Annotated in this window: 19 protein-coding genes, 3 tRNA genes and 2 pseudogenes; 12 read left to right on the top strand and 12 right to left on the bottom strand. The window is 76.0% G+C overall.

What is annotated here, in order from left to right; translation table 11 throughout:
* Nucleotides 1-129: 129 nt before the first annotated feature.
* Nucleotides 130-202, bottom strand: a tRNA-Lys gene (locus IEY75_RS02900).
* Between the two features lie 207 nt (nucleotides 203-409).
* Between IEY75_RS02900 and IEY75_RS02895 the strand changes: the two genes are divergently transcribed.
* Both IEY75_RS02895 and IEY75_RS02890 read left to right on the top strand, forming a co-directional pair.
* Nucleotides 410-1678, top strand: coding sequence for a L,D-transpeptidase (locus tag IEY75_RS02895; RefSeq protein ID WP_189112547.1), 1269 nt, complete (start codon nucleotides 410-412; stop codon nucleotides 1676-1678).
* Between the two features lie 210 nt (nucleotides 1679-1888).
* Entirely contained in the window at nucleotides 1889-3127 is a 1239-nt protein-coding gene (locus tag IEY75_RS02890) for a L,D-transpeptidase (protein ID WP_189112546.1), read from the top strand.
* A 96-nt stretch (nucleotides 3128-3223) separates the two neighbouring features.
* On the opposite strand, the gene IEY75_RS02885 is transcribed toward IEY75_RS02890, so the two are convergent.
* The 6 genes from IEY75_RS02885 to IEY75_RS02860 all read right to left on the bottom strand — a co-directional run bounded on the left by IEY75_RS02885 (nucleotide 3224) and on the right by IEY75_RS02860 (nucleotide 11335).
* A tRNA-His gene (locus tag IEY75_RS02885) sits at nucleotides 3224-3299 on the bottom strand.
* Nucleotides 3300-3497: 198 nt separating this feature from the next.
* A complete protein-coding gene (orn, locus tag IEY75_RS02880) occupies nucleotides 3498-4094 on the bottom strand; it encodes an oligoribonuclease (RefSeq protein ID WP_189112626.1) in 597 nt (198 codons plus the stop codon).
* Between the two features lie 601 nt (nucleotides 4095-4695).
* Nucleotides 4696-8052, bottom strand: coding sequence for a hypothetical protein (locus IEY75_RS02875; protein WP_189112545.1), 3357 nt, complete (start codon nucleotides 8050-8052; stop codon nucleotides 4696-4698).
* A 148-nt stretch (nucleotides 8053-8200) separates the two neighbouring features.
* Entirely contained in the window at nucleotides 8201-8920 is a 720-nt protein-coding gene (locus IEY75_RS02870; protein WP_189112544.1) for a DUF1775 domain-containing protein, read from the bottom strand.
* A gap of 33 nt (nucleotides 8921-8953) precedes the next feature.
* Entirely contained in the window at nucleotides 8954-10654 is a 1701-nt protein-coding gene (locus IEY75_RS02865; protein WP_189112543.1) for a copper resistance CopC/CopD family protein, read from the bottom strand.
* Between the two features lie 45 nt (nucleotides 10655-10699).
* Nucleotides 10700-11335 (bottom strand): zf-HC2 domain-containing protein, encoded by a 636-nt coding sequence (locus IEY75_RS02860; RefSeq protein WP_189112542.1) that lies wholly within the window; start codon nucleotides 11333-11335, stop codon nucleotides 10700-10702.
* Nucleotides 11336-11421: 86 nt separating this feature from the next.
* Between IEY75_RS02860 and IEY75_RS02855 the strand changes: the two genes are divergently transcribed.
* From IEY75_RS02855 to IEY75_RS02840, 4 genes and pseudogenes are all read left to right on the top strand, one after another.
* Entirely contained in the window at nucleotides 11422-12027 is a 606-nt protein-coding gene (locus IEY75_RS02855; protein WP_189112541.1) for a sigma factor-like helix-turn-helix DNA-binding protein, read from the top strand.
* A 17-nt stretch (nucleotides 12028-12044) separates the two neighbouring features.
* Nucleotides 12045-12578: pseudogene (locus IEY75_RS02850) on the top strand (MauE/DoxX family redox-associated membrane protein); the annotation flags it as partial.
* 89 nt (nucleotides 12579-12667) lie between these two features.
* Nucleotides 12668-13369 carry a DsbA family protein gene (locus IEY75_RS02845; protein WP_189112539.1) on the top strand — a complete coding sequence of 234 codons (702 nt, stop codon included), beginning with the start codon at nucleotides 12668-12670 and terminating at the stop codon, nucleotides 13367-13369.
* Nucleotides 13366-14517, top strand: coding sequence for a hypothetical protein (locus IEY75_RS02840; protein WP_189112538.1), 1152 nt, complete (start codon nucleotides 13366-13368; stop codon nucleotides 14515-14517). Before IEY75_RS02845 ends, IEY75_RS02840 begins: the two co-directional genes overlap by 4 nt.
* On the opposite strand, the gene IEY75_RS20705 is transcribed toward IEY75_RS02840, so the two are convergent.
* The 4 genes and pseudogenes from IEY75_RS20705 to IEY75_RS02825 all read right to left on the bottom strand — a co-directional run bounded on the left by IEY75_RS20705 (nucleotide 14499) and on the right by IEY75_RS02825 (nucleotide 17097).
* A complete protein-coding gene (locus IEY75_RS20705; RefSeq protein ID WP_373290195.1) occupies nucleotides 14499-15221 on the bottom strand; it encodes an energy-coupling factor ABC transporter ATP-binding protein in 723 nt (240 codons plus the stop codon). The two genes, IEY75_RS02840 and IEY75_RS20705, sit on opposite strands and share 19 nt — an antisense overlap.
* Nucleotides 15216-15947: pseudogene (cbiQ, locus tag IEY75_RS20700) on the bottom strand (cobalt ECF transporter T component CbiQ); the annotation flags it as partial. The pseudogene cbiQ and the gene IEY75_RS20705, both read right to left, overlap by 6 nt.
* Complete coding sequence (locus IEY75_RS02830; protein ID WP_229789282.1) at nucleotides 15944-16393, bottom strand: PDGLE domain-containing protein; 450 nt, start codon at nucleotides 16391-16393, stop codon at nucleotides 15944-15946. The gene IEY75_RS02830 and the pseudogene cbiQ, both read right to left, overlap by 4 nt.
* On the bottom strand, nucleotides 16390-17097 hold the full coding sequence (locus tag IEY75_RS02825) for an energy-coupling factor ABC transporter permease (protein ID WP_189112536.1): 708 nt from the start codon (nucleotides 17095-17097) through the stop codon (nucleotides 16390-16392). The genes IEY75_RS02830 and IEY75_RS02825 overlap by 4 nt, the downstream gene beginning before the upstream one ends.
* Before the next feature lie 131 nt (nucleotides 17098-17228).
* On the opposite strand from IEY75_RS02825, the gene bcp reads away from it, so the two are divergent.
* The 6 genes from bcp (at nucleotide 17229) to IEY75_RS02795 (ending at nucleotide 24782) form a co-directional block, all read left to right on the top strand.
* The gene (gene bcp, locus IEY75_RS02820) at nucleotides 17229-17705 is read left to right on the top strand and encodes a thioredoxin-dependent thiol peroxidase (RefSeq protein ID WP_189112535.1); all 477 of its coding nucleotides are present in this window, start codon (nucleotides 17229-17231) and stop codon (nucleotides 17703-17705) included.
* Nucleotides 17706-17784: 79 nt separating this feature from the next.
* A tRNA-Leu gene (locus tag IEY75_RS02815) sits at nucleotides 17785-17860 on the top strand.
* 486 nt (nucleotides 17861-18346) lie between these two features.
* Nucleotides 18347-20962, top strand: a complete 2616-nt coding sequence (gene lanKC, locus IEY75_RS02810) for a class III lanthionine synthetase LanKC (protein WP_189112534.1) — start codon at nucleotides 18347-18349, stop codon at nucleotides 20960-20962.
* Between the two features lie 33 nt (nucleotides 20963-20995).
* Nucleotides 20996-21115, top strand: coding sequence for a SapB/AmfS family lanthipeptide (locus tag IEY75_RS02805; protein WP_189112533.1), 120 nt, complete (start codon nucleotides 20996-20998; stop codon nucleotides 21113-21115).
* Between the two features lie 59 nt (nucleotides 21116-21174).
* Entirely contained in the window at nucleotides 21175-22965 is a 1791-nt protein-coding gene (locus tag IEY75_RS02800) for an ATP-binding cassette domain-containing protein (protein WP_189112532.1), read from the top strand.
* A complete protein-coding gene (locus tag IEY75_RS02795) occupies nucleotides 22962-24782 on the top strand; it encodes an ABC transporter ATP-binding protein (protein WP_229789281.1) in 1821 nt (606 codons plus the stop codon). Before IEY75_RS02800 ends, IEY75_RS02795 begins: the two co-directional genes overlap by 4 nt.
* Here IEY75_RS02795 and IEY75_RS02790 read toward each other — a convergent pair.
* Nucleotides 24769-25572, bottom strand: coding sequence for an MOSC domain-containing protein (locus tag IEY75_RS02790; RefSeq protein WP_189112531.1), 804 nt, complete (start codon nucleotides 25570-25572; stop codon nucleotides 24769-24771). The genes IEY75_RS02795 and IEY75_RS02790 overlap by 14 nt on opposite strands.
* Between the last annotated feature and the right edge of the window lie 67 nt (nucleotides 25573-25639).

The following is a 25639-nucleotide window of genomic DNA, read 5'->3' as shown; positions in this document are numbered from 1 at the left end:
ACCCCACATCCGGCCCGAACAGGGGTGTCCCCGACCGTCGATCACACGTCGATCACACAAAGATCCACATGCGACAAAAACAGGCCCTGACCACGGGAGTTTTCCCAGGTCAGGGCCTGTTTACGTCTGTGCGCCGCCAGGGACTCGAACCCCGAACCCGCGGATTAAGAGTCCGCTGCTCTGCCAGTTGAGCTAGCGGCGCTCGCTGACAACGGGGGAAACCCTAACATGCGCGCCGCGAGCCACCCCAGCCCGGCCCGCATCACTCTTGGGCATCTGCCGGGCGCGTCGCGCAGCCCGTAAAACCCCTCAAACCAGAAAATATGTTCGAATCAGGCGCTTCGGATCATTCAGGCCGAGCGAACCGTGGCGGCATCCCACCCGTGTGTAGTAGCGGAAGGGTTAAGACATGATCCACGTAAGCCGGAGCCACGCGGGTGTGGTCCTGCTGGCGGCCGTCGCGCCGCTGGCGCTGGCGGGCTGCGACAGCGTCGGCCGGTCCGCGGAGCTGGCCGCGTCGCCGAGCCCGTCGCTACCGCCGCTCACCGTCGCCGTCACCGCCCCGGTGGCGCGGGCCACCGGGGTTCCGGTCAGCGCGGAGATCGGCGCGAAGGTGGCCGGCGGTACCGTGCGCAGCGTCCGACTGGTGGACGACAAGGGCACGGTCGTTCCCGGGGCGCTGCGGCCCGAGGGGCCGACGTGGGTACCGGGCGCCCCGCTGGCCTACGGCCGGGAGTACACCGCCGTGGTCACCGCCGCTGCCGACGACGGGCGGACCGCCCAGGCCCGGACGACCTTCACCACAGCCGCACGCAGACCCGACGCGCCGGAGCAGGGCAGCGGCCTGTACCTGTTCAACGGCAACACCTACGGCGTGGCGATGCCCGTGGCGGTGGAGTTCATTCCCGGCGTGCCCCAGCGGGACCGGGCCGCCGTGCAGCGGCGGCTGTTCGTGACCAGCACGCCGGCGCAGCCCGGGGTCTGGCACTGGGTCGGCGACGGCTCCCAGGTCTTCTACCGGCCGCCGACCTACTGGCGGCCGGGTACGAAGCTCGCCGTCCGGCTGGGGCTGGCGGGTATGCGGCTGTCGAACGGGCGGTACGCGGCCGTGGACCGGCGGGCGACGGTCACGATCGGCCGGAAGCTGGAGATGGCGGTCGACAACCGGACCAAGCGGATGACCGTCCGCCGCGCCGGCAAGGTGGTGCGGACGATGCCGGTGAGCCTGGGCAAGAGCAGTACCCCGTCGTCGAGCGGGACGCTCGTGGTGATGGAGAAACTCGCGTCGACGATCTTCGACACGACCGACGAGCTGCCGCCGGGCGAGGCCTACCGGACGCGGATCGCCTTCGCCCAGCGCCTGACGTGGGGCGGGGAGTTCATCCACTCCGCGCCGTGGTCGGTGGGCGACCAGGGGTACCGCAACGTGTCACACGGATGCGTGAACGTCGGCCCCGACAACGCCTCCTGGCTGTTCGGGCAGACCCTCGTGGGCGATCCGGTCACCGTCCGGGGCACCGAGCGCCGCATCGGTCACGGCAACGGCTGGACCCCGTGGAACCTGACCTGGCGGGAGTACGTCAGAGCCAGCGCCCTCCCGGTGCCCGCGGCCCTGCGAAATGCTGACCGAAAGGTGGAGCCGCGGAACTCAGTTCACTCGGTTGACTCCCGAATGTGAGAGTGGAGCCCCGTCGGTTCGGCTGCACCTGGCGCCCTGTGGGCCGCCAGACCTGGCGGACGTGAGGCACCATTGTCGCCAGGGGTGCCCCCGCCCCAGGTAGGTCCCGCCCGTCACATGGGAACGGCCTGCCGCGGGTACGGGGACAGCCCACGCGGGAATCCGGCCGGGCAGCCCGGGTTGGTGCGACCGAGGGCAGGTGAGGAGCCGATGCGCAGCGACGAGATCAGCGTGCCGGGCGGACGAGGTCCGCAGCGGCCGGTCGTTCGCGGGATCGTCGCGGTGGCGCTCGCCGCCCTGCTGACCGCCCCCGCCGCCGGCTGCCGGGACGGCAAGAGCGGCGGTGCCGGGGCCGGCGCCCCCGCCGCCTCGCCCACCGGCCCCCACCTCGGTGCCGTCGTGACCGCGCCCGCCGCGGACGCCGTCAACGTGCCGCCGATGACGCCGGTCACCTTCACCACCGAACTGGCCGACAAGGCCGCCGTCACCGTGGCCGACGCCAAGGGCGCGGCGGTGGCCGGCAAGCTCTCGGGGGACGGCGGCCGCTGGGTGCCCGCGGGGCCGCTGCGCTGGGGCACGAAGTACACGGCCACCGTCACCGTGACCGGCGCGGACGGCCAGACCGCCACCGCCGGCTCGTCGTTCACTGTGATGAAGGAGCCCTCGACGCTGGTCAGCGCCACGAGCCACCTGGGCGACGGCGCCACGGTCGGCGTCGGGATGCCGCTGATGATCCGGTTCGGGCGGACGATCCCGCAGGAGAAGCGCGACGACGTACAGCGGCGGATGGCGGTGGCCTCGTCCCCGGTCCAGGCCGGCGCCTGGAGCTGGCAGGACGGCCAGACCGTGCACTACCGGCCCAAGGTCTTCTGGCAGGCCGGATCCAGGATCACGTACCGGGTGGCGCTGCGCGGCCTGCCGCTGGGCGGCGGCTGGTACGGGGCCAACGACCTCAAGGTGCACGTGAACATCGGCTCGGCCGTGGTCATGAACGTGGACAACAGGACGAAGACCATGACCGTGACCCAGGACGGGGCGGTGGTCCGCAAGATTCCGGTCAGCCTCGGCAAGCCCAAGAGCCCGTCGTCGTACGGCACGATGGTCGTGATGGAGAAGCTGGCGAAGACGGTCTTCGACACGTTCGAGGAGCTGGGCCCCAAGGAGGGGTATCGCACCAAGATCGATTATGCCCAGCGGCTGACCTGGGGCGGGGAGTTCATCCACTCGGCGCCGTGGTCGGTGAAGGACCAGGGCAAGCGCAACGTCTCGCACGGGTGCGTGAACATGTCCCCCGCCAACGCCAAGTGGCTGTTCGGTCTCACCAAGATCGGCGATCCGGTGACGGTCAAGGGCACCGAGGTGCCGCTGCGCTCCGGCAACGGGTGGACGCACTGGAACGTGAGCTGGTCGCAGTACGCCAACGGGAGCGCGCTGCCCGTCAAGGGCTGACCTGGCCGGCGCGGCCGCCCGCGGGCGCGCCGGTGGCCGTGGGCGACTTCGGAAGACGGCAGAACGGCCGACCCGCGGGGGTCGGCCGTTCTCGCATGGGGTGATCGACGGGACTTGAACCCGCGACCCCCGGGACCACAACCCGGTGCTCTACCAGCTGAGCTACGACCACCATGCGTCAGCGCCGGAGTGAACCTGCGACATGACCGCACGCCGCAGTACTACCGCCGCGGCGACGACCCATCATAACCGCCTCCGGGCACCGTCCGCGGCCGGGGACCCGGTCCGGGCAGGTCGACCGGCAGGGTCGGGCGGACCCGGGCTCGGGCGGGGCATGGACGGCGGCAGGTCCGCCCTTGAATCCGCACTGTCAGAGTTCGGCGGCGATCGCCTTGGCGGCGCTGACGTCCGGGCCCGGCAGCGGGACGAAGACCGTGCGCCGGTAGTACTCCAGCTCGCGGATGCTCTCCCGGATGTCGGCCAGCGCCCGGTGCGCCAGGCCCTTGGGCGGCTGCCCGAAGTAGACCCGCGGGTACCACCGCCGGCACAGCTCCTTGATCGACGAGACGTCGATCATGCGGTAGTGGAGGTGCGCGTCCAGGGTCGGCATGTCCCGGGCGATGAAGCCGCGGTCGGTGGCGATCGAGTTGCCGCACAGGGGGGCGGTCCGGGGGTCGGGGACGTGGGCGGTGATGTAGTCCAGCACCATCCGCTCGGCGTCGCGCAGGCTCACGGTGGACTCGCGGACCTCCTCGGTGAGCCCGGAGCGCGCGTGCATGTCCCGCACCACCTCGGGCATACCGGCGAGCTGCGCCTCGTCGGCGGAGATCACGACGTCGACGCCGTCGCCGAGGACGTTGAGGTCGGGGTCGGTCACCAGCGCCGCGACCTCGATGAGCGCGTCACCGCGCAGGTCGAGCCCGGTCATCTCACAGTCGATCCAGACAAGAAGATCAGCCACGGCGATCAGCCTACTCAGCCGACACCTCCCCCACGTACCGTTGCCGACCGTCCGCCGCCTTGGGATTCGCCGAGCAAACGCCCGCCGCCCACAGCGCACCCATCTCCGAACGTGGCCGCTATCACAGGTTGCCGAAAAATTACAGGACTGTTCGGCCGACACCTATTGGGCTATGGTTCCATCTAACCGGACTTTCCCGGACAGGTGCACCATCCGTAGCCCGACAGTCACCTGGCCGTACGTCCGTCGACAGCTTTCCGGCACACCGTTCCCCCGGTGAAGCGACCCCGCTACGGCAGACGCGTGGGTCGCACCGCCATCGGCCGCCACCCGGCACGCCGCGACGGCAGACGCGGCAGGGTGCTCCGGCCGAACGGCGCAGTGGCCCTCGCGATGGCAGACGCGGGGGCCACAGCCGTGTCCGGGGCACCGCAGCGCCGCCCGCCCGCCACTGCGGGCTACCCGCCCTCGCGCTACTGCCGTCCGCCCGTCGACATCGGCTCCGCCGCCCGTTGATTGCTGTTCTCCGCAGGGTGGACGCAGCAGAAGTCCACGGGCGACCGGAGTTCTGCCGCGTCCACCAGGCCGACGGATAGGCCGGAAGAGTTCATGGAGTGGTGTCGATGGCGGGTTGGGGGGACGCGCGCTTCCTGGGGGCACGCTTGGGTCGCGCGGTCGCCCGGCCCGGCCCCATCAGCTCGGCCACCGCCGCGAGCGCCGCGGCGGTGTCGGCCGGCATTCCGGGGACACGCCGCTTCGGGGCCGGTACGGCGGCGGGCGCCGGTGCGGGCGGCACGTCGTCGTGCTGCGGGGCCCGGGGCGCCGCGTCCTGCGAGGCGCGGGGCGCCGACGAGGGGGGCTCGGCGGTCACCAGCACCGCGCCGTCCGGCTCGGCCGGGCCCGGCCGGGGGCCGACGAGCCGCGGCGAAACCGCCGTCGGCGCGGCGGCCGTTGCCACCGCGGGGACGGCGCCGGGCAGCGCGGCGATGGCGGTCGACGGCGAAACCGTCGGGGCGGCGTCGCCCGCCGGATCGGTGGCCGGTGTCAGACGGAGCGGGTCGGTCGGGGAGTCCGGTTGGCCGCTGCCGGCCGGGGCGTCCTGGTCGGCGGCCGGCGGTACCGCACGGGCGGCGCGGGGCTGACGTGGAGCAGGGCGGGACACCTCGGCGGCGGGTTGAAGGGCGCCGACCTCGGACGGCGCCGGGTCGGCCGTGGCGGGGGACGACTCGGCCTTCACGACGGCCTCGCCGGCGCTGCCGGCGGCCACGGCATCTGCGGCCACGGGATCGACACAGGCAACCGCGGCGTCCGCAACCACGGGGTCCGCAACCACGGCGGCAACCACGGAATTCTCCGCGCCGGGTTCCTTCGCCTCGGCGGTCCCGGCGGTGTCGGGGTTCGCCGCACAGGCTGTCATCGCGTCAGGGGCCGCCTCCGTTATGGTGCCGGCGCGCGGGTGGCGGTGGGAGCCGATGGCGGTGAGGGCGGCCGTCGCCAGTGGCGGGTCATCCGAACCGGCCGCGACCGCGTACGCGCGCAGCGGGGCGGCCGGATCCAGGACGGCGGAGTCCGTCAGGAGGTCCACGGGATCGGCGAACTGCTCGGCGCCTGCGGCGGCGCCGTCCGCGGACGCGGTTGCGCGGGAGTACGGCGTGTCCTCGCTCTGGTCCGCGGACAGGTCGGCCGGGGTGGCCGACACCGCGGTTGCCGCTGAGGTACCGCCCGGGTCGGCGGCGACAGGTCCCTGATCGAGAACCGTTCCCGTCGGCGCGGCGCGGTCGTCCTCCAGGTCGGACAGTCCGGCGCAGCCCGCTCCGGAAAGGTGTGCGCCGGGCAGACCTGGAGCGGCGTCGACTGCCGGGGACAGGTGGGAAGGTCCCGCCGCCCCACCGACCGCCGCGTCGCAGCCCGGCTCGGCGCCGTCGGCGGCCGCCGTATCGCCGGAGGCGCCGACCGGCGTGACCAGGTCGACCGCGCGTGGCCCGGCGGCGGCGATCGCGCCCACAGCATCGGCCGTGCTCGCTTCAACGCACGCGGTCATTTCCTCATCGGCGGTTGTCTCGCCGCCCTCGGACGGACCGTTCACCGCGGTCGCGCCCGTCACCGCAGGGACGCGGTCCGCCGCGGCCGCGCCAGCGACACCGGTGACGCCGGCGTTGGTGATCGAGCTGTCGCCGGACACGTTGTCGGCGGCGTGAACAGCGGGAGGGGCGCTGCCGGGTGTCCTGCCGCCGGGTGCCGCAGCGTCGGCCGCGGCACCCGGGTCGACGGTGGCACCCGGGTCGGCCACCGTGAGGGATGCCATTGGGCGGTCCTCGCCGACGCCGCCGAAGTCACCCGGGGTTTGCGCACCGAGTGGCGCACCGAGCCCGTAGGCACCGTCGGGATCGCTCGGCCCGTCGACCTCGTCGACGAAGCCAAGGTCGCTCAGCGTTCCCAGATCGGTCAACGTGCCCCGACCGCTCAAGGCATCGAGATCACTCAACGTTCGGATGTCGCTCGACCTGCCAAGGTCGCTCGGCTTGCCAAGGTCGTCCGACATGTCAAGGTCGTCCGACATGTCAAGGTCGTTCGACATGTCAAGGTCGTTCGACATGTCGAGGTTGTTCGCCAAGCCGAGGCCGTTCGAGGCGTCGCGGTCGCCGGTGCGGTCGACCGATGCGCCGTCGGGCAGCTCCCCCTCGCGCGGTGCGGCGGATCCGGGTGCCACCACCGCCGCAGCGACGGCCGGCGACTCGTCGGCCGCCGGCTCCGCGGAACCGGCGGCGCGGAGGAGCCTCTCCGCGTCGGGCGGCGCGGTGGCCTCCTCTACGGGCGGCGCGAGCAGATCCGCGGTCGAGGCCGTCGGCGGCGTGATCGTCGCGGACGAGGGGACCCGCGGCGCGGCAGGCGCCACGCCGGAGAACGCCGGGCCGGAGAACGCCGAGCCACCGGAGCCGGTCGTGGCCTTAATCAACGGGGAGTAGGCGCCCGGCAAGATGGCGGGGACAGGTTGCGGAGGTACCGCCGCCACCCGCCCGCTCCCCGCGCCGCCGGTCGCCCCCGCCTCGGTGGACCCCGATCCCGAGGCCCCCGACCCCGAAACGCCCGACCCCGAAGCGCCCGCGTCCGCGCACAGCGCCGCGGACGACGCCTCCGCCGAGGACGCGCCCTCGGACGGTGCGGCGGTGACAGGCGCGACCGGCCCCGGCGCGGCCGGGTCCGGGACGGCCACCGCGTACCGGCCGGACAGCGACTCGGCCGGCGGCAGCGGAATGCCCAGGTGCGCCGCGACCTCCGCGACCTGCTGGGGGTCCACCACGTACACGACCTCGCGCGGCTTGGCCGGCCAGGCCAGCAGCAGGACGCCGAAGGCCAGCAGGGTCAGGCCGAGGACGGCCAGGCCCCACGCGGTGGAGTCGAGCCAGCCGGGCCGGAGTTCGGCGGTGAGCCAGATGTGGCGCGGGAGTCCGCCGTCGGGTGCCATCACCACCAGCGCCATCGCGGAACCGCGGTGCGCGGCGGGGGTGACGTCGATCGCGCCGGTGGCCGCGCGGGTCCAGAAGCCCTGCGCGCTGGGCGGCGCGACCGGGACCGCGGCGCCGCTGAGGTAGTTGACCCGGGTGGGCAGCTCGCCGCGGGTGAGCCGCACCTCGCTGAGCCGGGTGTGCCGGATCGGGCCGAGGTAGTCGGCGGCCTGGCGGTCGGTGGTGAGACCGACGAAGGCGGGACCGGCGGCGGTCCGCGCGACGATGCGCAGTCGGGTCTCGTCCACCCGGGCGAACGGCGCCTGCGCGCCGAGCAGGCCGTCCAGGTCGGGTACCAGCAGTGCGTACCCGGCCGTGTCGATCCGCTGGACCGGCGCGGTGAACGCACCCCCGGCCCCCCGGTGTCCGCCGATCATGACCAACGCGACGCCGCCCAGCACGATCGGCATCCCGACCACGAGCAGCAGTATTCCCGCGACCGTCCGCAGCACCCGCATAGTACTTCCCCCCTGTAGCAAGTACAGAGCGGAACATACAACCCACGAAAGTCCCAATCACCCCAAATAGCTCACAACCCTTCCCGCGTGCACGCGCGGACCCCGCCCCTCGACGGGTGCGGGGTCCGCGGCGGTCAGACGGTGGGCGTCAGGCGGCAGGCGTACTGCGCCGGGTGCGGGCCAGGGCGAGGCCGCCGAGCACCGCGCCGACGATGCCCAGGGCTAAGCCGGCGATCCCGAAGCCGAGCGCGGCGCCGCTGCCGGAGGACTTGTCGTGGTCGTCCTTCTTGGCGGCGCCGTCGCCGTGCTCGTCGCCCTCGGCGGCCGCGGCCAGCCGCAGCACCGGCGCCGGGTTCTCCGGCTCCTCCGCACCGGCCGCCGACTCCTGGATCCACCGGGCGACGGTGCCGTCGGAGTACGTCTGCACCGCCTTGAAGACGAGCTGGTCGGCGTGCGGCAGCGGCCCCATGGAGACCGGGAACTCCTGGAACTCGCCCGGCGCCACGCCGCCCGCCCCGACAGCCGTCCAGGTGATCTTGGTGACGACCTCCTTGATCTCGCGGCCGTGGGAGTTGACCGGCTTGGCCGGCGCACCCTTGACGGCCGCGGCGGTCCAGCCCGGCACCGGCTGGGTGGCGACCGAGGCGATCGGCTGGTCGGTCGGGAGCGTGACCTCCAGCTTGACCGTGCGGGCCGTGGCGCTCTCGTTCGGCACGCGGACGCCGACCCGGGCGAACCCGCCCTGGACGGGCTTGTCGGCGCTCACCGTCACGTGGGCGAGGGCCGGCCCGCCGGCGAGCAGCACGGCGCCGGCCGAGGCCGAGGCCGCGAGCAGCACCGCGGGGAGCGCGGAGCGGAGACGGAGCATGGACTTTCCCTTTCCTCGGTGTTACGAGACCTGTTACGAGACCGGCACCGTAACGGTCACGGTTGCCTCGTCGATGTCGGAGGTGCGCGCCGTGAACTTCATCCGCCACTGCCCGGCGGTCGGCGGCGAGAACTGCCCGCTCGCGTGGTTGTCGGTGAGCTTCACCATCGGGATCGCCACCTCCTCGACCCCCGCCGACGGGAGCGTGGCGGTCGCCTTCCACTCGATCACGTTCTTCGCCTGGCCGTCGGCGGTGTAGGCATAGAGATGCAGGTCGTTGGGGCCCGGGCGGGCGGGGCTCAACTCGACCTGGAGGGTGAACAGCGAGGTGACGGCCGTACCGCTGAACGGCAGGCCCGCGCCCAGCTCGCCCTCCGCGGTGGCGCTGCGGGCCGGGGCGGTCTGCACGAGCACGGAGCTGACCCCGAGCACCAGCACGGTGCCGACCACCTCGGCCAGGACGACCTGCCGCAGCCGGCGCGGCGCCGCCGCGGTCCCGGCCTCGTCGACCAGCCGCCGGGCGTAGGTGGCCGCGCCGACGACCAGCAGGAAGAGCACGATCTTGACGAGCAGGAGCTGGCCGTACGCCGTGCCGAACAGCCCGTCCAGGCTGCTGACCTCCAGCAGCCCCTGGACCGTCCCCGCCAGTACCACCGCGGCGACGGCGAGCATCGCCCAGCGCGACCAGATCGGCAGGATCGCGCCAAGCTCCACCTCGTTGGCCTGGCGCAGCAGGTACCCGAACAGCATCACCAGGCCGCCGATCCAGATGGCGGCGCCCGCGACGTGGAACGAGTCGGCGATCACCGAGACGTACGGCAGCACCGACGCGGCGGCGTGGCCCGAGATCGGCCAGGTGCCCATGCCGATGATCGCCAGGACGACGGCGGGGATCGCGTCGACCTTCGTCGCCCGGCCGCCCAGGATCGGCGGCAGCAGGAAGGCGACCGCGGCGATGACGCCGAGCCGGATCAGGTGCCCGGTGCCGAACTCGTTCGCCAGGACCTGTTGCAGGTCCGCCGCTGACACGCTGAACAGGCCCCGGCCGGACCGGTAGGGCGCCTGGACCACCAGCGCCAGCACGGTGGCGAAGGCGACCGTCCCGAGGCCCCACCAGGCGAGCCGGGTCGGACTCCGGCGGTCCAGGCGCTGCGGCCACAGCAGCCCCAGCACGAGGGTGGCGCCGACGACCAGGACCAGGCCGGCGTACCCGGCGAACTTGCTCAGCGACACCGCCCCGCGGACCCACGGGTCCACCTCGGCGGCGGCGTCCGTCAACTTCGGCGGGTTGGCCGAGGGGGCGCCGACGCTGTAGGTGAAGCCGCCCGGGACCGGGTGGCTGTCCGCCGAGATGATCCGGTACGAGACCAGGTAGGTGCCGTTGGGTGCGTCCGGGCGCATGGGGATGGTGACCCGGCTGCCCTCGGTCCGCGGGTCCTCGGCGTCGTGCCGCTTGCCGTCGGGGCCGATCACCCGGATCTTCTCCGACACCATGGAGACGGGCTCGCTGAACTCCACCGTCACCTGCGCCGGCGCCGTGGGGATCACCGAACCGGCCTTCGGGTTGGTCCCGACGACCGTCGCGTGGGCGCTGGCCGGCGTGGCGGGCAGCAGGGCGGCGACGGCGAGCGCCGCGGCCGCGCCGAGCAGGGCGAGGACGCGGCGGAGCCCGCGCCGCGGCCCGCGCGGCGCGGGACCGGGGCCGCGCGGGAGCGACCGGGTGGAATCTGTCATGCCGTCATGCTCTCTGATCGGGTGGCCGGCGCAAGTCGCGTCGGCTCAGACGGCCACCGGGCGCGTCGCGGCGGCGGGGGCGCGGTGACGCTCGGCGCGGCCCAGCGCCCACAGCAGGGCCGCCTGGACGACGGTCACCAGGTGGCCGACCTCCTGCCAGGGGGCCGCCTGGGCGCGGACCAGGTCGACCAGGCTCGTCCCGGCCAGCAGGGCGGCCAGCACCAGGGCCACGGGCAGGACCGCGCGGACCCGCTGCGGCCGCCACGCCGCCAGCGCGAACCCGACGGCGAGGGCCACGTCGAAGGACGCCATCTCCCGCCCGGTGTGCAGGTCGCCGGTCAGCCCGGCGCCGCCGAGCAGCAGCGCCGGCAGGGCGATCACAAGCTGGCCGAAGGCCGCGACGCCCACCGCCAGCCGCAGGATCTGCCGCCAGCCGGGCAGCGCCCCGGCCGGCCGGGGCGACCGGGCGTCGGCGGCGACCGCCGCGAGGACGGAGGCCGTGAGGTCGGGTACGGCGGCGGGTCGGATCCGCACCACGCGGGTCACCCGCTGGGCCCGCGTGAGCCAGGACGCGCAGGCCGGGCACCCGGCGAGGTGCGCGTCGACCACGCCGGCCGGGTACCCGTCGGACTCGCCGTCGAGGCGGGCCGACAGCCCTTCCCTGATCTGTGCACAGCTCATGGGTGGGTAGTCGCCGACCATCGTCGGAAAGTTCCCGGCGGTGTGGGTGGCGACGCCGCGGGGGCGGCCGCGTAGTCTCGACAGCCATGGTCGCCTGGCAGCTCCCCGCCGCGGACGTCCCCGCCCCGGGGCCGGCCGGCGTCCCCGCGCCGCCGCCCGGGCCGGCGGACCCGGCCACCGAGTGGGCGCTGGCCGCCCGCGACGGCGACCCGGTGGCGCAGGCCGCCTTCGTCCGGGCGACCCAGGCGGAGGTGTGGCGGTTCGTCGCCGCCCTGATCGACCCGGGCGCCGCCGACGACCTGACCCAGGAGACGTACCTGCGGGCGTTCCGGGCGCTACCGGACTTCGCGGGGCGTTCCACCGCGCGGACCTGGCTGCTGGGCATCGCGCGCCGGACCTGCGCCGACCACCTGCGCGCGCTGACCCGGCGCCGCCGGCTGTTCGACCGGCTGGTGGGCGCGGCCGCCACGAGCGCCCCGGCGCCCGACCCGGCGGGCGGGTACAGTTCGGCCGACCTGCTGCGCCGGCTGCCCGAGGACCGGCGCAGCGCGTTCACCCTCACCCAGGTGCTGGGGCTGTCGTACGCCGAGGCGGCCAGCGTGGAGGGTGTGCCGGTGGGTACGATCCGGTCTCGGGTGGCGCGGGCGCGCATCCACCTGGTGGCGGCGCACGCGGAGGCGATCGCCAGCTAACTCGACCTGGGGAACCGATGACCGACCACGAACGACCAACCAGTGTGACCGGTACCCCCGCCCCCGACCGCGCGTCCGCCGCCGGTCGCTGGAGGCTCGCGCAGCCCTGGCTCACCGTCCTCGTCCGGCTCGGGCTCACCGCGGTGTGGCTGGTGGCCGGCGGCGCGAAGGTCGGCGACCTGGACCACTCCGGGCGGGTGGTGCACGCCTACCAGCTCATGCCCTACGACGTCGCCATGGCCGTCGGGGCGGTCCTGCCGTTCGTGGAGCTGGGCGTCGGCCTGCTCCTGCTGGCCGGACTCGCCACGCGGCTGACGGCGGCGCTGTCCACCGCCATGCTGCTCGCGTTCGTCGGCGGCATCATCTGGGCCTGGAGCAAGGGCCTGACGATCGACTGCGGCTGCTTCGGCGGCGGCGGCGAGCTGGCGGCCGGCCAGTCCCCGTCCTACCTGGCGGACCTGCTGCGCGACGCCGGCTTCCTCGCCATGAGCGCCTTCCTCCTGCGCTGGCCGCGCGGGTGGCTGGCCGCGGACAACTGGCTGCGCGGCGACCCCCAGCTCCCGACCGGCGCCGCCGTGCCCCCGGCCGGGTGGGCGGACAGCGACGACGATCCACACCGCACATCCCGACAGGAGAACCGATGAGCAAGCGTTCCGCCGGCCAGGCCATGGCCGCCACCCTCGCCGCGGAGAAGCGCCGACAGCGCACGTTCTGGGCCTCACTCATCGCCGTCGCGGTGCTGCTGGTCGCCGGGATCGTCGGCTACGGCGTGTACGCCAGCAACAAGGTCGACGAGGTGAACGTGCCCAAGGGCACGGCGCAGGGCGACGACACCGGGATCCCGCGCGGCTCCGGCAAGGTGAAGGTGGACGTGTACGTCGACTTCATGTGCCCGGCGTGCAGGCAGTTCGAGGCCGAGGCCAAGGCGACCCTGAACAAGCTGGTCGACGAGAAGAAGATCACGCTCGTGACGCACCCCGTGGCGATCCTCGACCACGCCAGCAAGGGCACCGAGTACTCGACGCGCGCCTCGGCGGCCCTGGGCTGCGCGGCGGACGGCGGCAAGTTCGTCGAGTACACCGACGTCCTGTTCGCCCGGCAGCCGGAGGAGCTGACCCCGGGCCTGCCCAACGACACCCTCGCGGAGCTGGGCCGCGGCGTCGGCCTCGGCCCGGACTTCACCACCTGTATCGAGAGCAAGCGGTACCGCGGCTGGGCCCGGCACGTCACCGAGACCGCCTCCCGCCGCGGGTTGCAGAGCACCCCGCACGTGACCGTCAACGACAAGAAGGTGGAGTCGAACTCGGCGGCGATCACCGCCGCGGTGGCGGCCAGCCAGTGACCCCCCGGCCGCACGGCCGCACCCCGGGCCCGACCGGTGCCCGGCGCGGCCGTGCGGCCGACGCGTGCCGCCGCCTCGGCGCGGTGCTGGCCGCGGCCCTCGTCCTGGCCGGCGGCGCGGCCGGCCCGGCGGCGGCGCACTCGGACGAGGCGCCCGGCGGCTCCGACGTCCGCGTCGCCGTCCTCGCCGTCACCCCCGCGCTGCCGGGCGTCACCGTCACCGCGATCGAGGCCGGGGCGCGGCTGCAACTGACCAACCGCGGACCGGCCACGGTGGAGGTCCGCGGCGAGGCCGGCGAGCCGTACCTGCAGGTCCGGCCCGACGGCGCGTACGAGAACAGCCGCTCCCCCAGCACGTACCGGAACCGGACCCTCGCCGGGGCACCCGTGCCGGCCGAGGCCGACCCCGGCGCCGCGCCGCAGTGGCGGCGGGTCAGCCCGCGGCCGGTCGCCAGATGGCACGAACCCCGCGCCACCTGGCCCGCCGACCTCCCGCGCGCCGGGCCGGCGCGGGCCTGGTCGGTACCCGTCGCGGCCGTGGGCGGCACTGCCGCCGCGGGTACCGTCGCCAGCGTCACCGGCACCGTCACGCCGCAGGTGCCGCCGACCGCCCCGCTGTGGTGGCTGCTCACCCTCGTCGGGGTCGGCCTGGTGGCCCTGCTCGGACTGACCGGGGCGCCCGGCACGACCGGGGCGCGGCGCTGGTACGGACGGCTCGGCACCGTCACGCTGGCCGTCCTGTCGGCCGGCGCCGGGTGCGGCGCGCTGGCCTACGCCGTGGCCCGGGAGCGCGACGCCGGCGCCGCCACCGTGGGTGAGCTGGCCCTGGCCCTGGCGCAGGCGCAGGTGTGGCCGGTCCTGACCGCGCTCGGCGGGATCGCGGCGGGCGGGTACGCGCTGCTGCGGCGGCCCGCCGCCGACTTCGCGCTCGCGCTGGCCGGCGCCTGCGTCGGGCTGTTCCCCGGGATCGCCAACGCCGCCGTCTTCGCCCGCGCCGTGCCGCCGGCCACGTGGGGCGGGCCGGCCGCCCGCGTCGCCGTCGCCGCCGTCACCGCGGTCGGGCTGGGGCTCGCGCTGGCCGGCGCCCTGCGCCTGCGCACCGCCATCGCCGCGGCGCCGCCCCGCGCCGCTCAGAGCCGGAAGCCGTAGGGCAGCTCCAGCCGGTGGGCGGCCAGGCGGGCCGAATCGGCCAGCAGCGCGCCCGTCGGGGCGTCCGCGGCGATCCGCCCGCCGTCGAGGACGACGGCGCGGGGGCAGAGCTGGTGGGCGTACGGCAGGTCGTGGGTCACCAGCAGGATCGTCACCGGCAGGTCGGCGAGGATCGCGGCCAGTTCGCGGCGGGCCGCCGGGTCGAGGTTCGCCGACGGTTCGTCCAGGACCAGGACCTGCGGGCGCATCGCCAGGACGGTGGCCACCGCGACCCGGCGGCGCTCGCCGAGGGAGAGGTGGTGCGGCGGGCGGTCCCGGTGCCCGGACATGCCGACCGCGGCGAGCGCCTCGTCGACGCGCGCGTCGAGGTCCGCGCCGCTCAGGCCGAGGTTGGCCGGCCCGAAGCCCACGTCGTCGGCGACCGTCGGCATGAAGAGCTGGTCGTCGGGGTCCTGGAAGACGATCCCCACCCGGCGCCGGACCTCGCGCAGGACGGCCCGGTCGCCGCCGACCCGCAGGCCGCCGACGGCGACCTGCCCGGCGGAGGGGCGCAGGACGCCGTTGAGGTGCAGGACGAGGGTGGTCTTGCCGGCGCCGTTCGGGCCGAGCAGGGCGACCCGCTCCCCCGGCGCGACGGTGAGGTCGACGCCGCGCAGCACCTCCCGGCCGTCGGGGTAGGTGAAGGCGAGGTCGCGCACGGCCAGTGCCGGCGCGGCGTCGGCGGCCGGCGGGCCGGCAGGCCGCCCGCGTGCTGTCGCGCCGCCGGCCGGACGGCCCTCCGGCAGCGGCGCGTAGGCGCGCGACAGCATGGCGTGGTGCACCCGCTCCCCGCGGGCGTACGCGCGGACGAACAGCGCCCCCACGCCGACGGCGAAGCCGCGCGCCTGCCAGAGCAGCCGCGGGTCGTCGGCGCGGCTCAGCCGGGCCACCCGCATCCGGGCGGCCTCGCCGGCCAGTACCTCCAGGAAGCGCAGCATGGAGGCAGCGATCTGGGTGAGGACGGGCGGGCAGCGCAGCCGGCCGAGCCCGGCGACGAGGTCCCGGCCGGTGGTGGAGGCGGCCAGCAGCAGCGCGGCCCAGACGCCGAGCGTGCCCTTGGCGAGGATGCCCCACGCCGTGTAGAGACCGGCGACCGACAGCTCCAGCCCCGCCCAGGCCACCCGCGGCCCACCGCCGAGCCAGGGCAGCAGGACCGCGAACGCCACGAACGGCAGTTCGATCGCCGAGCGCCGCAGCAGCCACCCCACCGGCACGCGCGCGGCCGCGACGCCCGCGGCGACCGCGGCGGCGTAGAGGGGGTAGGGCCACAGCACCGTCCGGGGGGTCAGCACCACGAGCACCGTGAACGCGACGGCGGCGACGAGCTTGCGCTCCGGCGCGGCCCGGTGCAGGGGGCTGTCGCGGCGCAGGTACAGCGCCGCGCCGGTCATCCGGCCCGCCGCCGCCGGGCCAGCCGGAACAGGCCGGCGCCGCAGGCGAAGGTGAGCAGTACCCCGCCGACTCCCGCCAGCGCCGTCCCCCAGCCGGGGCCGAGCCCGGCGACGGCGTAGTCGGCGAACGGCCCGCCCCACTCGTGCGGGCGGGCCGCGGTCGCCGGGCAGGTGCCGGCGACGACCTCACCGGCGTCGTCGACGGTGCACCCGGCGCTCAGGGCCGCCTCCAGGCCGTCGGGCGCGCCGGAGGCCACGGCGCTGACCAGGCCGGCCAGCACCAGGGCGACCGCCAGCCCGCCCAGCAGCAGCCCCCGCCGCACCGGTCGGGGCGCGGGGTCGGCCGCGCCGGGCGCCGCGCCCCCGGGCCGGTCGGCGGCGCGGGCGGGTGCGGCGGGCCGGTCGGCCGCGCGGGCCGGTGCGGCGGGCCGGTCAGCGGCGCTCACGCGGGGCTCCCGACACTCGTGCGGACCGGCAGCGGCCGGCCGCGCAGCGCGTACACCAGGTCGGGGCGGCTGCGGGCCACGGCCGCGACCGTCACGGCCGTGATCAGGCCCTCGCCGACGCCGATGAGGGCGTGCAGGCCGCCCATGGTCGCCGCGAGCGCGCCGAGGCCGCCGCCGGGCAGCGGGGCGGCGCCGCCGAGCCAGTACTGGAGGACGAAGCCCTGCGAGGCCACCACCGTCGCCAGCCAGGCCGCGACGCCGGCCGCGGCGGCCACCGCGCCGGGGGTGCGGGGCAGCAGCCGGGCGGCCAGGACCAGGACGCCGTAGGCGACGGCGGTGTGCAGCAGCGCCATGTTGGTGACGTTGAGGCCGATGGCGGTCACCCCGCCGTCGGCGAAGACCAGCGCCTGCACGACGAGTACGACGCTCACGCACAGCGCGCCGATCCACGGCCCGACGAGGGCGGCGGCGAGCGCGCCGCCGAACAGGTGCCCGCTGACACCGGGCAGGACGGGGAAGTTGAGCATCTGCACGGCGAAGACGAACGCGGCGACGAGGCCGGCCAGCGGGACGAGGCGGTCGTCGAGGTCGCGCCGGGCGCGGTGGACGCACCAGGCCCCGGCGGCCAGCGCGAACAGCAGGAACGCCAGCGAGGTGGGGCCGTCCACGATGCCGTTGGAGATGTGCAGGGCCAGCGTCCGCATAAGCGCCTCCGGGTAGTCTGGGTCCTTACCGGTCACCCTAAGGGCGGGGCCCGTGCCCGCCAACCACCTCGCGGACCCTCCGTCGCCCCCATGGGGCCGGCCGGGCCGACGGGCGGCGGTAGGGTGCGGTCATGACCGACAACGTGCGCCTGCACCCCGGCGACCCCGCACCGGACTTCACGCTCACCACGGACACCGGGGACAAGCTGGCCCTGACCGACCTGCGCGGCCGCCGCGTCGTCCTGTACGCCTACCCGGCGGCGATGACCCCCGGCTGCACCACCCAGGCGTGCGACTTCCGCGACTCGCTGGCCTCGCTGAAGGCCGCCGGCTACGAGGTGGTCGGCATCTCCCCCGACGAGCCGGCCGCGCTGGCGAAGTTCCGCGACCGGGACGCGCTGACCTTCCCCCTGGTGTCGGACCCCGACCGCGCCGTGCTGACCGCCTACGGCGCGTACGGCGAGAAGAAGCTGTACGGCAAGACGGTCACGGGCGTGATCCGGTCGACGTTCGTCATCGACGCCGAGGGCCGGATCGTGCTGGCGCAGTACAACGTGAAGGCGACGGGCCACGTGGCCAAGCTGCGCCGCGACCTGGGCCTGGGCTGACGCCCCGTCGCCGTCGCCGGCTCCGCGCGGGTGCGGCGCCGGCCGCGCCGCCGGGGGACGTAGGGTGACCGGTGGCAGAGGGGCCGTAGCCCAACGGCAGAGGCACACGGTTTAGGTCCGTGCCAGTGCGGGTTCGACTCCCGCCGGCCCTACCACCGGCAGCACCGGCGCCGGCCGCGCTACCGCGGCCGGCGCTTTCGCTTTCCCGAACGCCGCCCGGAGCGGCGTGCGACCGAATTCGAAAACCATTTCCGACCCGCCGCCGAGTTGTTGATCTCCACGGCTTCGGGCACCCGCCCAATCGGCGACGATGTAGACACAGGTCAAATGCCATATAGCACCGATTGCGGGCGCCCAGCGAGCCGCGGCGCACCCTTTCGGGGGGGCAATCGTTACTGCGCGTCCGCATCGGGCGGCAATTCGGTGGACGCCGCGTAACGGCGGAGGCGACCCGCCGGTTACTACCGTGGGAGCGCGATCAGTATTCGTGCAGGTCAGACAATTTCTTTATTTAACGTGCAGTACACCAAACGGGTGAGATAGCCGCAGGTAGCTCAATAGGGCGTTGCGTCCCCAGAGCAGCCATCGTTTTCCTCCGCGAGCCCAGAACAATCCGGCCGAGTGGAGGAGGCGAGAGCGATATGGACGACCGGTACGAAGTGTTCTGCGTGGCGGACCGGCTGTTCTTCGACGCCCTCCAGGGCGGCGACACCAGCACCGGCGAGAACGCCGCCCGCGGCTTCGCCGCCGCCGACCGCCCCCTGCCCGAGGGCTGGCGCCGCGAGGTCAGGGCCGACTGGCTGGCGTTCGTCCCGCCGCGGCGGCGGGTGCCCGCGCAGGGCTGGAAGATCCACGCCTCCGCCACGCCGGACAACGCCGAGCGGGTCCTCGCCGCCGTCCTGGACCACTGCCTGCCCCGCGGCATCGAGTGCAAGGTGCTGCGCTCGCCGCGCGCCCACTTCCTGCGCAGCGCCAAGTACGCGCCCCGCGGCCACAGCGGCAAGCTCGTCACCGTCTACCCCGAGGACGAGGCGGAGTGCGCGGCGATCCTCGACGCGCTGGTGCCCGCCCTCGACGGCGAGCCGGGCCCGTACATCCTCAGCGACCTGCGCATCGGCGCCGGGCCGCTCTACGTGCGGTACGGCGGCTTCGCCGGGCGGTACTGCGTCACCGGCAACGGCGACGTCGTCGCGGCGATCGAGGACGACCGGGGCGTCCTAGTGCCGGACCCCCGCGACCCGGTCTTCCGGGTGCCGCCGTGGGTCGCCGTGCCCGACTTCCTCGCCCCGCACCTGGCCGCCCGCAACGCGGTGACCACGGCCGACACCCCGTACGCGATCGAGCAGGTGATCCACTTCTCGAACGGCGGGGGGCTGTACCGCGGCCGGGACACGCGCACCGGCGCCGCGGTCGTCCTGAAGGAGGGCCGCCCGTACGCCGGCCTGGACGCCGACGGCACCGACGCCGCGACCCGGGTGCGCATCGAGCACGCGTTCCTCACCCGGCTGGCCGGCGCGCCCGGCGTCCCCGAGGTGCGGGACCTGTTCACGATCGGCGAGCACCAGTTCCTGGCCATGGAGTTCCTCGACGGCGCGGCGCTCAACAAGGAGGTCGTCGCCCGGCACCCCATGGTGGCCGACGGCGGTCCCGCCGCCCGCGCCGCGTACACCCGCTGGGCGCTGTCGATCGTGGAGCAGGTCGACGCCGCGGTCGCCGCGATGCACGACCGGGGCGTGGTCCACGGGGACCTGCACCTGTTCAACATCTTCGTCCGGCCCGACGACAGCGTCCGGCTGCTCGACTTCGAGGTCGCCAGCCTCGCCGCCGACGACGCCCGGCCCGGCCTCGGCAACCAGGGGTTCGCCCCGCCGCCGGCCGTGCGCGGGCCCGACCTGGACCGGTACGCGCTGGCCTGCCTGCGGCTGGCGGTCTTCCTGCCGCTGACGCCGCTGCTGTGGCTGGCGCCGGGCAAGGCGGCGCACCTGGCCGAGATCGTCGCCGCGCAGTTCCCGGTACCGCCGGACTACCTCACCGACGCCCTGGCCACGATCGACCGGCTGGCCGGTCCGGCAGCGCCTCCGCAGACCCGCGCGGACGGGCCGACCCGCTGGCCCGCGGCCGGCGGGTGGGCGGCCACCGGCGGGGATCTGCGCCGGGCGATCACCGCCAGCGCCAGCCCGCGGCGCTCGGACCGGCTGTTCCCCGGTGACGTCCGGCAGTTCGAGGTGGGCGGGCTCGGCCTGGCCCACGGGGCGGCCGGGGTGCTGTACGCCCTCGACGTCACCGGCGGCGCGCGGTCCCCGGAGCACGAGCAGTGGCTGCTCACCGGCGCCCGGCAGGCGGGCAACGGCACCATGATCGGGATGTACGACGGCCTGCACGGGGTCGCGCACGTGCTCGACCACCTCGGGCACGAGCAGGCGGCGCGCGCGGTCCTCGACCGGTGCCTGGACGCCAACTGGCGCAGCCTGGGCAGCGACCTGTACGGCGGGCTGGCCGGCATCGGCCTCAACCTCGCCCACTTCGCCGACCGCACCGGCGACGCCGCCCTGCGCGCCGCCGCCCGCGACGCCGCCGACCTGGTCGCCGAACGGCTCGGGCCGGTCGAGGGGGTACCGCAGGTCAGCGGCGGCCGGCACCCGCACGCCGGGCTGCTGCGCGGCGGCGCCGGTGCGGCCCTGCTGCTGCTGCGCGCCTGCGACGACACCGGCGACCCGGCGTACCTCGACGCCGCCGCCACGGCGCTGCGCCAGGACCTGCGCCGCTGCCGGCGCGACGCGGGCGGCGACCTGGTGGTGGACGAGGGCTGGCGGACCATGCCGTACCTGGCCGCCGGCAGCGTCGGCATCGGCCTGGCGCTGGGCCGGTACCTCGACCGGCGCCCCGACGAGGAGTTCGCCGCGGCCGCCGCGCAGATCCACGGGGCGGCCCTGTCCCCCCTGTACGTCCAGTCCGGCCTGTTCGCCGGCCGCGCCGGCATCGTCTACTACCTGGCCGACCGCCGCCGCCAGCTCGACGGCGACGCCGCCCGGGAGGTCGACGACGCCGTGGCGGCGCAGTGCGCGGCGCTCGGCTGGCACGCGCTGCCCTACCGCGGCGGCACCGCCTTCCCCGGGGAGCAGCTCCTGCGGCTCTCCATGGACCTGGCCACCGGTACCGCCGGTGTCCTGCTCGCGATCGGCGCGGCGCAGCACGACCGCCCGGTCCACCTACCGCTGCTGGCGACCCCGGCGCGGTTCCTGAACGCCGTGCCATAAGGGCGCGGTCGGTACACCTTCGAAGGAGACGAAATGGCGCTTCTGGACCTCCAGGCGATGGACCTGTCGGGCTACGGCGACGGCGGGTACAACAGCCGGGCCAGCCTGCTGCTCTGCGGGGACAGCTCGCTCAGCCTGACCACCTGCAACTGACGTGGCGGGCGCGGTCCCGGTCGGCTTCCGCCGACCGGGACCGCGGTTCATCCACCCCCATGCCGCACCCCCGGCGTGCCCCCCGCGCCGCGCTGGCCTCCCTGGCCGGACTCACCGCGTGCGCCCTCGCGGAGGCCGCCGGCCGCCTCGCCCTGCCGACCGTCCTGGGCCGGACCGTCGACGCCGTCGTCGGCGGCGGTGACACCCGGCACTGGGTGCTCCTCACCGCCGCGCTCGTGGCCGGCCTCGTCGCCGTCGACGTCGTCGACACCCTGGTCGCCGGCCGGTACCTCGCCGGCCGCACCGCTGCCCTGCGCGGCCTGCTCGTCTCCCACCTGCTCGCCGTCGCGCCGCGCCGGGTCGCCGCGTTCGGCACCGGGGACCTCGTCAGCCGCGTCGCCGCCGGGGCCGCCGACGCCGCCCGCACCGGCCCCGCCGCCGTCGGGGTCCTCGTCGGCGTCCTGCCCCCGGTCGGCAGCCTCGTGCTGCTCGCGCTCGTCGACGGGTGGCTCGCGGTCTCCTTCGTCGGCGGGCTGGCGCTGGCGGCCGCCGTCCTCGTCGGGTTCACCCGGCGCAACGCCGAGATCCTCACCGACTACCAGCGGATCCAGGGCGGCCTCGCCGCCCGGCTCACCGAGGCGCTGGCCGGCGCCCGGACCATCGCCGCCGCCGGCACCGCCGCGCAGGAGCGGCGCCGGATCCTCGCGCTGCTCCCGCCGCTGCGCGGGCACGGGCGGATGACCTGGCGCGCGCTGGCCCGGGCCACCGGGCAGGCGGCCGTCGTCGGGCCGGTGATCGAGGTGAGCGTCCTGGCCACCGCCGGGTGGGCGCTGCTGGGCGGGCGGATCACGCCCGGCGAACTGTTCGCGGCGCAGCAGTACGCGGTCCTCGGGTCGGGGCTCGGCGGGATCACCGCCGCCCTCAACGGGCTGGCGCGGGCGCGCTCGGGCACCCGGCGCACGCGCGAGGTGCTGGCCGCGCCGGCGGTCCGCCACGGTACCGCCGGCCTGCCCCCGGCGCCGCGCCGGGAGGCGGCCGCGGGCGGGGTGCTGGAGTTCCGCGCGGCGGCGGTCGCCGAGGGCGGGCGGTACCTGCTGGAGCCGCTGGACCTGGTCCTGCCGGCGGGGTCCTGCCTCGCCGTAGTCGGCGCCTCCGGGGCCGGCAAGTCCCTGCTCGCGGCGCTCGCGGCGCGGCTGCGCGACCCCGACGAGGGGGCGGTCCTGCTCGACGGCGTACCGCTGGCCGCCCTGTCCGAGCGCGCGCTGCGCGACGCCGTCGCCGCCGGCTTCGCGCGCCCGGTCCTCGTCGGTCGGACCGTCGGCGAGGCCGTCGGGCTCGGCGCCGCGGCGGAGGCGGTGGCCGCCGCGGCGGCCCGCGCGCAGGTACACGACGTGGTCCTGCGCCTGCCGGCCGGCTACGCCACGCCGCTGGCGGACGCGCCGCTGTCCGGCGGCGAGGCGCAGCGGCTGGGCCTGGCCCGCACCCTGCTGGACGGCGGCCCCGGCCGGCGCCTGCTGGTCCTGGACGACGCCACGTCCAGCCTCGACCTGCTCACCGAGGCACGGGTCGCCGCGGCCGTGGCCGCCGCGGGCGGGACCCGCCTGCTGGTCACCCACCGCGCCGGCACCGCCGCGCGGGCCGACGCGGTCGCCTGGCTCGACGCGGGCCGGCTGCGCGCGCTCGCCCCGCACCGGACCCTGTGGCGGGACCCCGCCTACCGCGCGGTCTTCGCCGCCGACCCGCCGGACACCACCGACGGCGCCCACCCCCGCGACGGTGCGGGCGCTCGCGACGGTGCGGGCGCTCGCGGTCGTGCGGGCGCTCTCGGCGGGGTGGGTGGGCCGGCGTGAAGCGGGAGCTGCGGTTCGGTGTCGGCCGGCTCGACCGGCGGGCGCTGCGCGGCCTGGCCGGCTGGTCCCTGCCCGAGATGCTGCCCGCCGCCGTCTCCGGGGCGGCCGTGGCCCGGTCCCTGGACGACGGCTTCCTGCGCGGCCGGCCGCTGGTCGGGCTCACCTGGCTGGCCGTGCTGCTGCTGGCCGCGGCCGTCGGCGCCCGGGGCGCCCGCCAGGTGTACCACCGCCTCGGCGACCTCGTGGAGCCCTTCCGCGACGACCTGGTCGGCCGGGTCGTTGACGGCGCTCTGGCCCGCGCGGTGCGGGGCGACCGCGACGACGGCGCGGTCGCCCGCCTGACCCACCAGGTCGAGATCGCCCGCGACACCTACGGCGGACTGATCATGGTGGTCCGCGGGTTCGTCGTGAGCGTCGTCGGCGCGGCGGTCGGCCTGTTCGCCCTGTCCCCGGCCGCCGCGGCGCTGGTCCTGCCGCCGTTCCTGGTCGGACTCGCGCTGTTCGCCGGCACGCTGCCGATGGCCGCCGCGCGGCAGCGGGCGTACGTGGCGGCCGACGAGGCGCTCGCCGCCCGCGCGGGGGCGGTCCTGGACGGGGCGCGCGACGTCGCCGCGCACGGCGCCCGCCCGTTCGCCGCCGACCTGGTGGCCGAGCCGGCCGCGGCGCAGGCCGCCGCCGAGCGCGCCCTCGCCCGCGTCGCGGCGCTGCGGACCGGCTGCCAGGCCGTGGGCGGCTGGGGTCCGCTGGTGGCCCTGCTGGCCGCCAGCCCCCGCCTCGCCGCGGACGGGCTCAGCGCCGGAGCGCTGCTGGGCGGGCTCACCTACGTCGTCGCCGCACTGCAGCCGGCGCTGGCGCAGCTCGTCAGCGGCGTCGGCGGCGCCGGGCTGCGGTACGTCGTCACGGTCGGCCGGCTCCTCGACGCCGGTGCGCCCCCGCCCGGTGCGCCTCCGCCCGGTCCGCCCCGGCCCGGCTCGCCCCCGCCCGGTCTGCCCCCGCCCGGTGTGCCCAGCGTCCCGCGGCCGGCCGGCGGCGCCCGCGGGCGGGCCGCCGCCACGCGCGCGACCCGCCTGCCCCCGGCGGCCGACCCGAGCCACCTCACCGTGGACGGGCTCACCTTCGCCTACGGGCCGGGCGCGGCGCCGGTGCTGCGCGACCTGCACCTCACGGTCGCCCGGGGCGACCACCTCGTCGTCGTCGGCCCCAGCGGCATCGGCAAGTCCACCCTGGCCGGGCTCGTCTGCGGCCTGCTGCGCCCCGTCGTCGGCACCGTACGGCTGGGCGGCCTCCCGGTCGGCTCCCTGCACCCCGCCGACCTCGCCGCGCGGCGGGTGCTCATCCCGCAGGAGGCGTACGTCTTCGCCGGCTCGCTGGGCGCCAACCTCACCTACCTGCGCCCGGCCGCCACGGCGGACGAGGTGGCCGCGGCCGCGGCCGCTGTCGGCGCGCTGCCCCTGCTGGAGCGGCTCGGCGGACTGCGCGCCACCGTCACGCCGGCCGCGCTGTCCCTCGGCGAGCGGCAGCTCGTCGCGCTGACCCGGGCGTACCTGTCCCCCGCCGGCCTGGCCGTCCTCGACGAGGCGACCTCGCACCTGGACGCGGCGGCGGAGCGGCGGGCGGAGGAGGCGTTCGCGGCCCGGCCGGGCGCCGTGGTGGTCGTGGCGCACCGGGTCAGCTCGGCCCTGCGCGCCGGGCGGGTGCTGGTACTCGACGGCGTCACCGCGGTCGTCGGCACCCCCGCCGAGGTCGCCGCCCGCTCGCCGCTCTACCGCGACCTGCTGGGCCGGTGGCGGGAGGAGCCCGCGGTCAGCGCACCGTGACCCGGTCCCCGACGGCCACCCGGCCCGGCCCGTCGGGGATCAGGTGGACCGCGAACAGGATCTCCCGGTCCCTGGTCCGCCGGCCGGCGAGGGTCCTGAGGACACCGCCGCGCCGCACGCCCGTCTCCTGGTCGGTGTCGACGACCAGGCAGCGGCCGGCGGGCTTGACCGCCCGGAACACCGCCGACCCGACGGCGAGGCGGCGGCCGACCCACCCGTCCTCGGCCCAGGCGGGGGCGTCCGCCACGACCAGGTTGGGCCGGAACCGGGTCACCGGCACGGGGTCCTGGCCGGCACCGGTCAGCCAGGCGTTGAGCGCGTCGAGGGACGCGGCGTTGGCCACGGTCACCGGGCAACTGTCGGCGAAGCTGACGACGTCGCCGGGCCGGGAGTGGGCGGGCTTCACCGGGCGCCGGGTGGGGTCGTCGCCGTAGGCCAGCCGGACGGGCCGGCCGAGGACGCCGCCCAGCCAGGCGTCGGCGTCCGGGCCGGCCGGGGTGGCCGCGACGGTCGACTGCCAGACCGTGACCTGGCTGTCCGCGGCGCCGCGCGGTACGGGCACCCGCAGGTCGGGCTGGCCCGGCGCGCGCAGGAGCAGTCCCTCGGGGTCGGCCTCCGGGCGGACCAGCGCCATCGCCGGGTCCTGCCGCTGGCTGAGGAACCGCCCGCCGGGGTCGGTGACCAGCCAGCGGCGGTCGCCGGCCAGGCCCCACGGCTCGACGACCGCCTCGGCCTGGGCGCGCCGGTAGCCGCCCTTGATCGGGTACGTGTAAATCTCCGCCAGCCGCACGCCCCCGATCGTCGCACGGCCGTGCCGGGGGTCGGCCACCCTCCCGGCCGTGAATCTTTAACTGATC

This window comes from Pilimelia terevasa (genome assembly GCF_014647915.1).
GTDB classification, from domain to species: domain Bacteria; phylum Actinomycetota; class Actinomycetes; order Mycobacteriales; family Micromonosporaceae; genus Pilimelia; species Pilimelia terevasa.
The sequence above is the reverse complement of the archived record's forward strand: the minus strand, read 5'-3'. Positions and strand labels throughout refer to the sequence as shown.

What these genes read in the sequence shown, in the direction of transcription:
- IEY75_RS02895 (WP_189112547.1), top strand. Translation starts at nt 410, where the DNA reads ATGATCCACGTAAGCCGGAGCCACGCGGGTGTGGTCCTGCTGGCGGCC.
- IEY75_RS02890 (WP_189112546.1), top strand. Translation starts at nt 1,889, where the DNA reads ATGCGCAGCGACGAGATCAGCGTGCCGGGCGGACGAGGTCCGCAGCGG.
- IEY75_RS02875 (WP_189112545.1), bottom strand. Translation starts at nt 8,052, where the DNA reads ATGCGGGTGCTGCGGACGGTCGCGGGAATACTGCTGCTCGTGGTCGGG.
- IEY75_RS02870 (WP_189112544.1), bottom strand. Translation starts at nt 8,920, where the DNA reads ATGCTCCGTCTCCGCTCCGCGCTCCCCGCGGTGCTGCTCGCGGCCTCG.
- IEY75_RS02865 (WP_189112543.1), bottom strand. Translation starts at nt 10,654, where the DNA reads ATGACAGATTCCACCCGGTCGCTCCCGCGCGGCCCCGGTCCCGCGCCG.
- IEY75_RS02860 (WP_189112542.1), bottom strand. Translation starts at nt 11,335, where the DNA reads ATGAGCTGTGCACAGATCAGGGAAGGGCTGTCGGCCCGCCTCGACGGC.
- IEY75_RS02855 (WP_189112541.1), top strand. Translation starts at nt 11,422, where the DNA reads ATGGTCGCCTGGCAGCTCCCCGCCGCGGACGTCCCCGCCCCGGGGCCG.
- IEY75_RS02845 (WP_189112539.1), top strand. Translation starts at nt 12,668, where the DNA reads ATGAGCAAGCGTTCCGCCGGCCAGGCCATGGCCGCCACCCTCGCCGCG.
- IEY75_RS02825 (WP_189112536.1), bottom strand. Translation starts at nt 17,097, where the DNA reads ATGCGGACGCTGGCCCTGCACATCTCCAACGGCATCGTGGACGGCCCC.
- bcp (WP_189112535.1), top strand. Translation starts at nt 17,229, where the DNA reads ATGACCGACAACGTGCGCCTGCACCCCGGCGACCCCGCACCGGACTTC.
- lanKC (WP_189112534.1), top strand. Translation starts at nt 18,347, where the DNA reads ATGGACGACCGGTACGAAGTGTTCTGCGTGGCGGACCGGCTGTTCTTC.
- IEY75_RS02805 (WP_189112533.1), top strand. Translation starts at nt 20,996, where the DNA reads ATGGCGCTTCTGGACCTCCAGGCGATGGACCTGTCGGGCTACGGCGAC.
- IEY75_RS02800 (WP_189112532.1), top strand. Translation starts at nt 21,175, where the DNA reads ATGCCGCACCCCCGGCGTGCCCCCCGCGCCGCGCTGGCCTCCCTGGCC.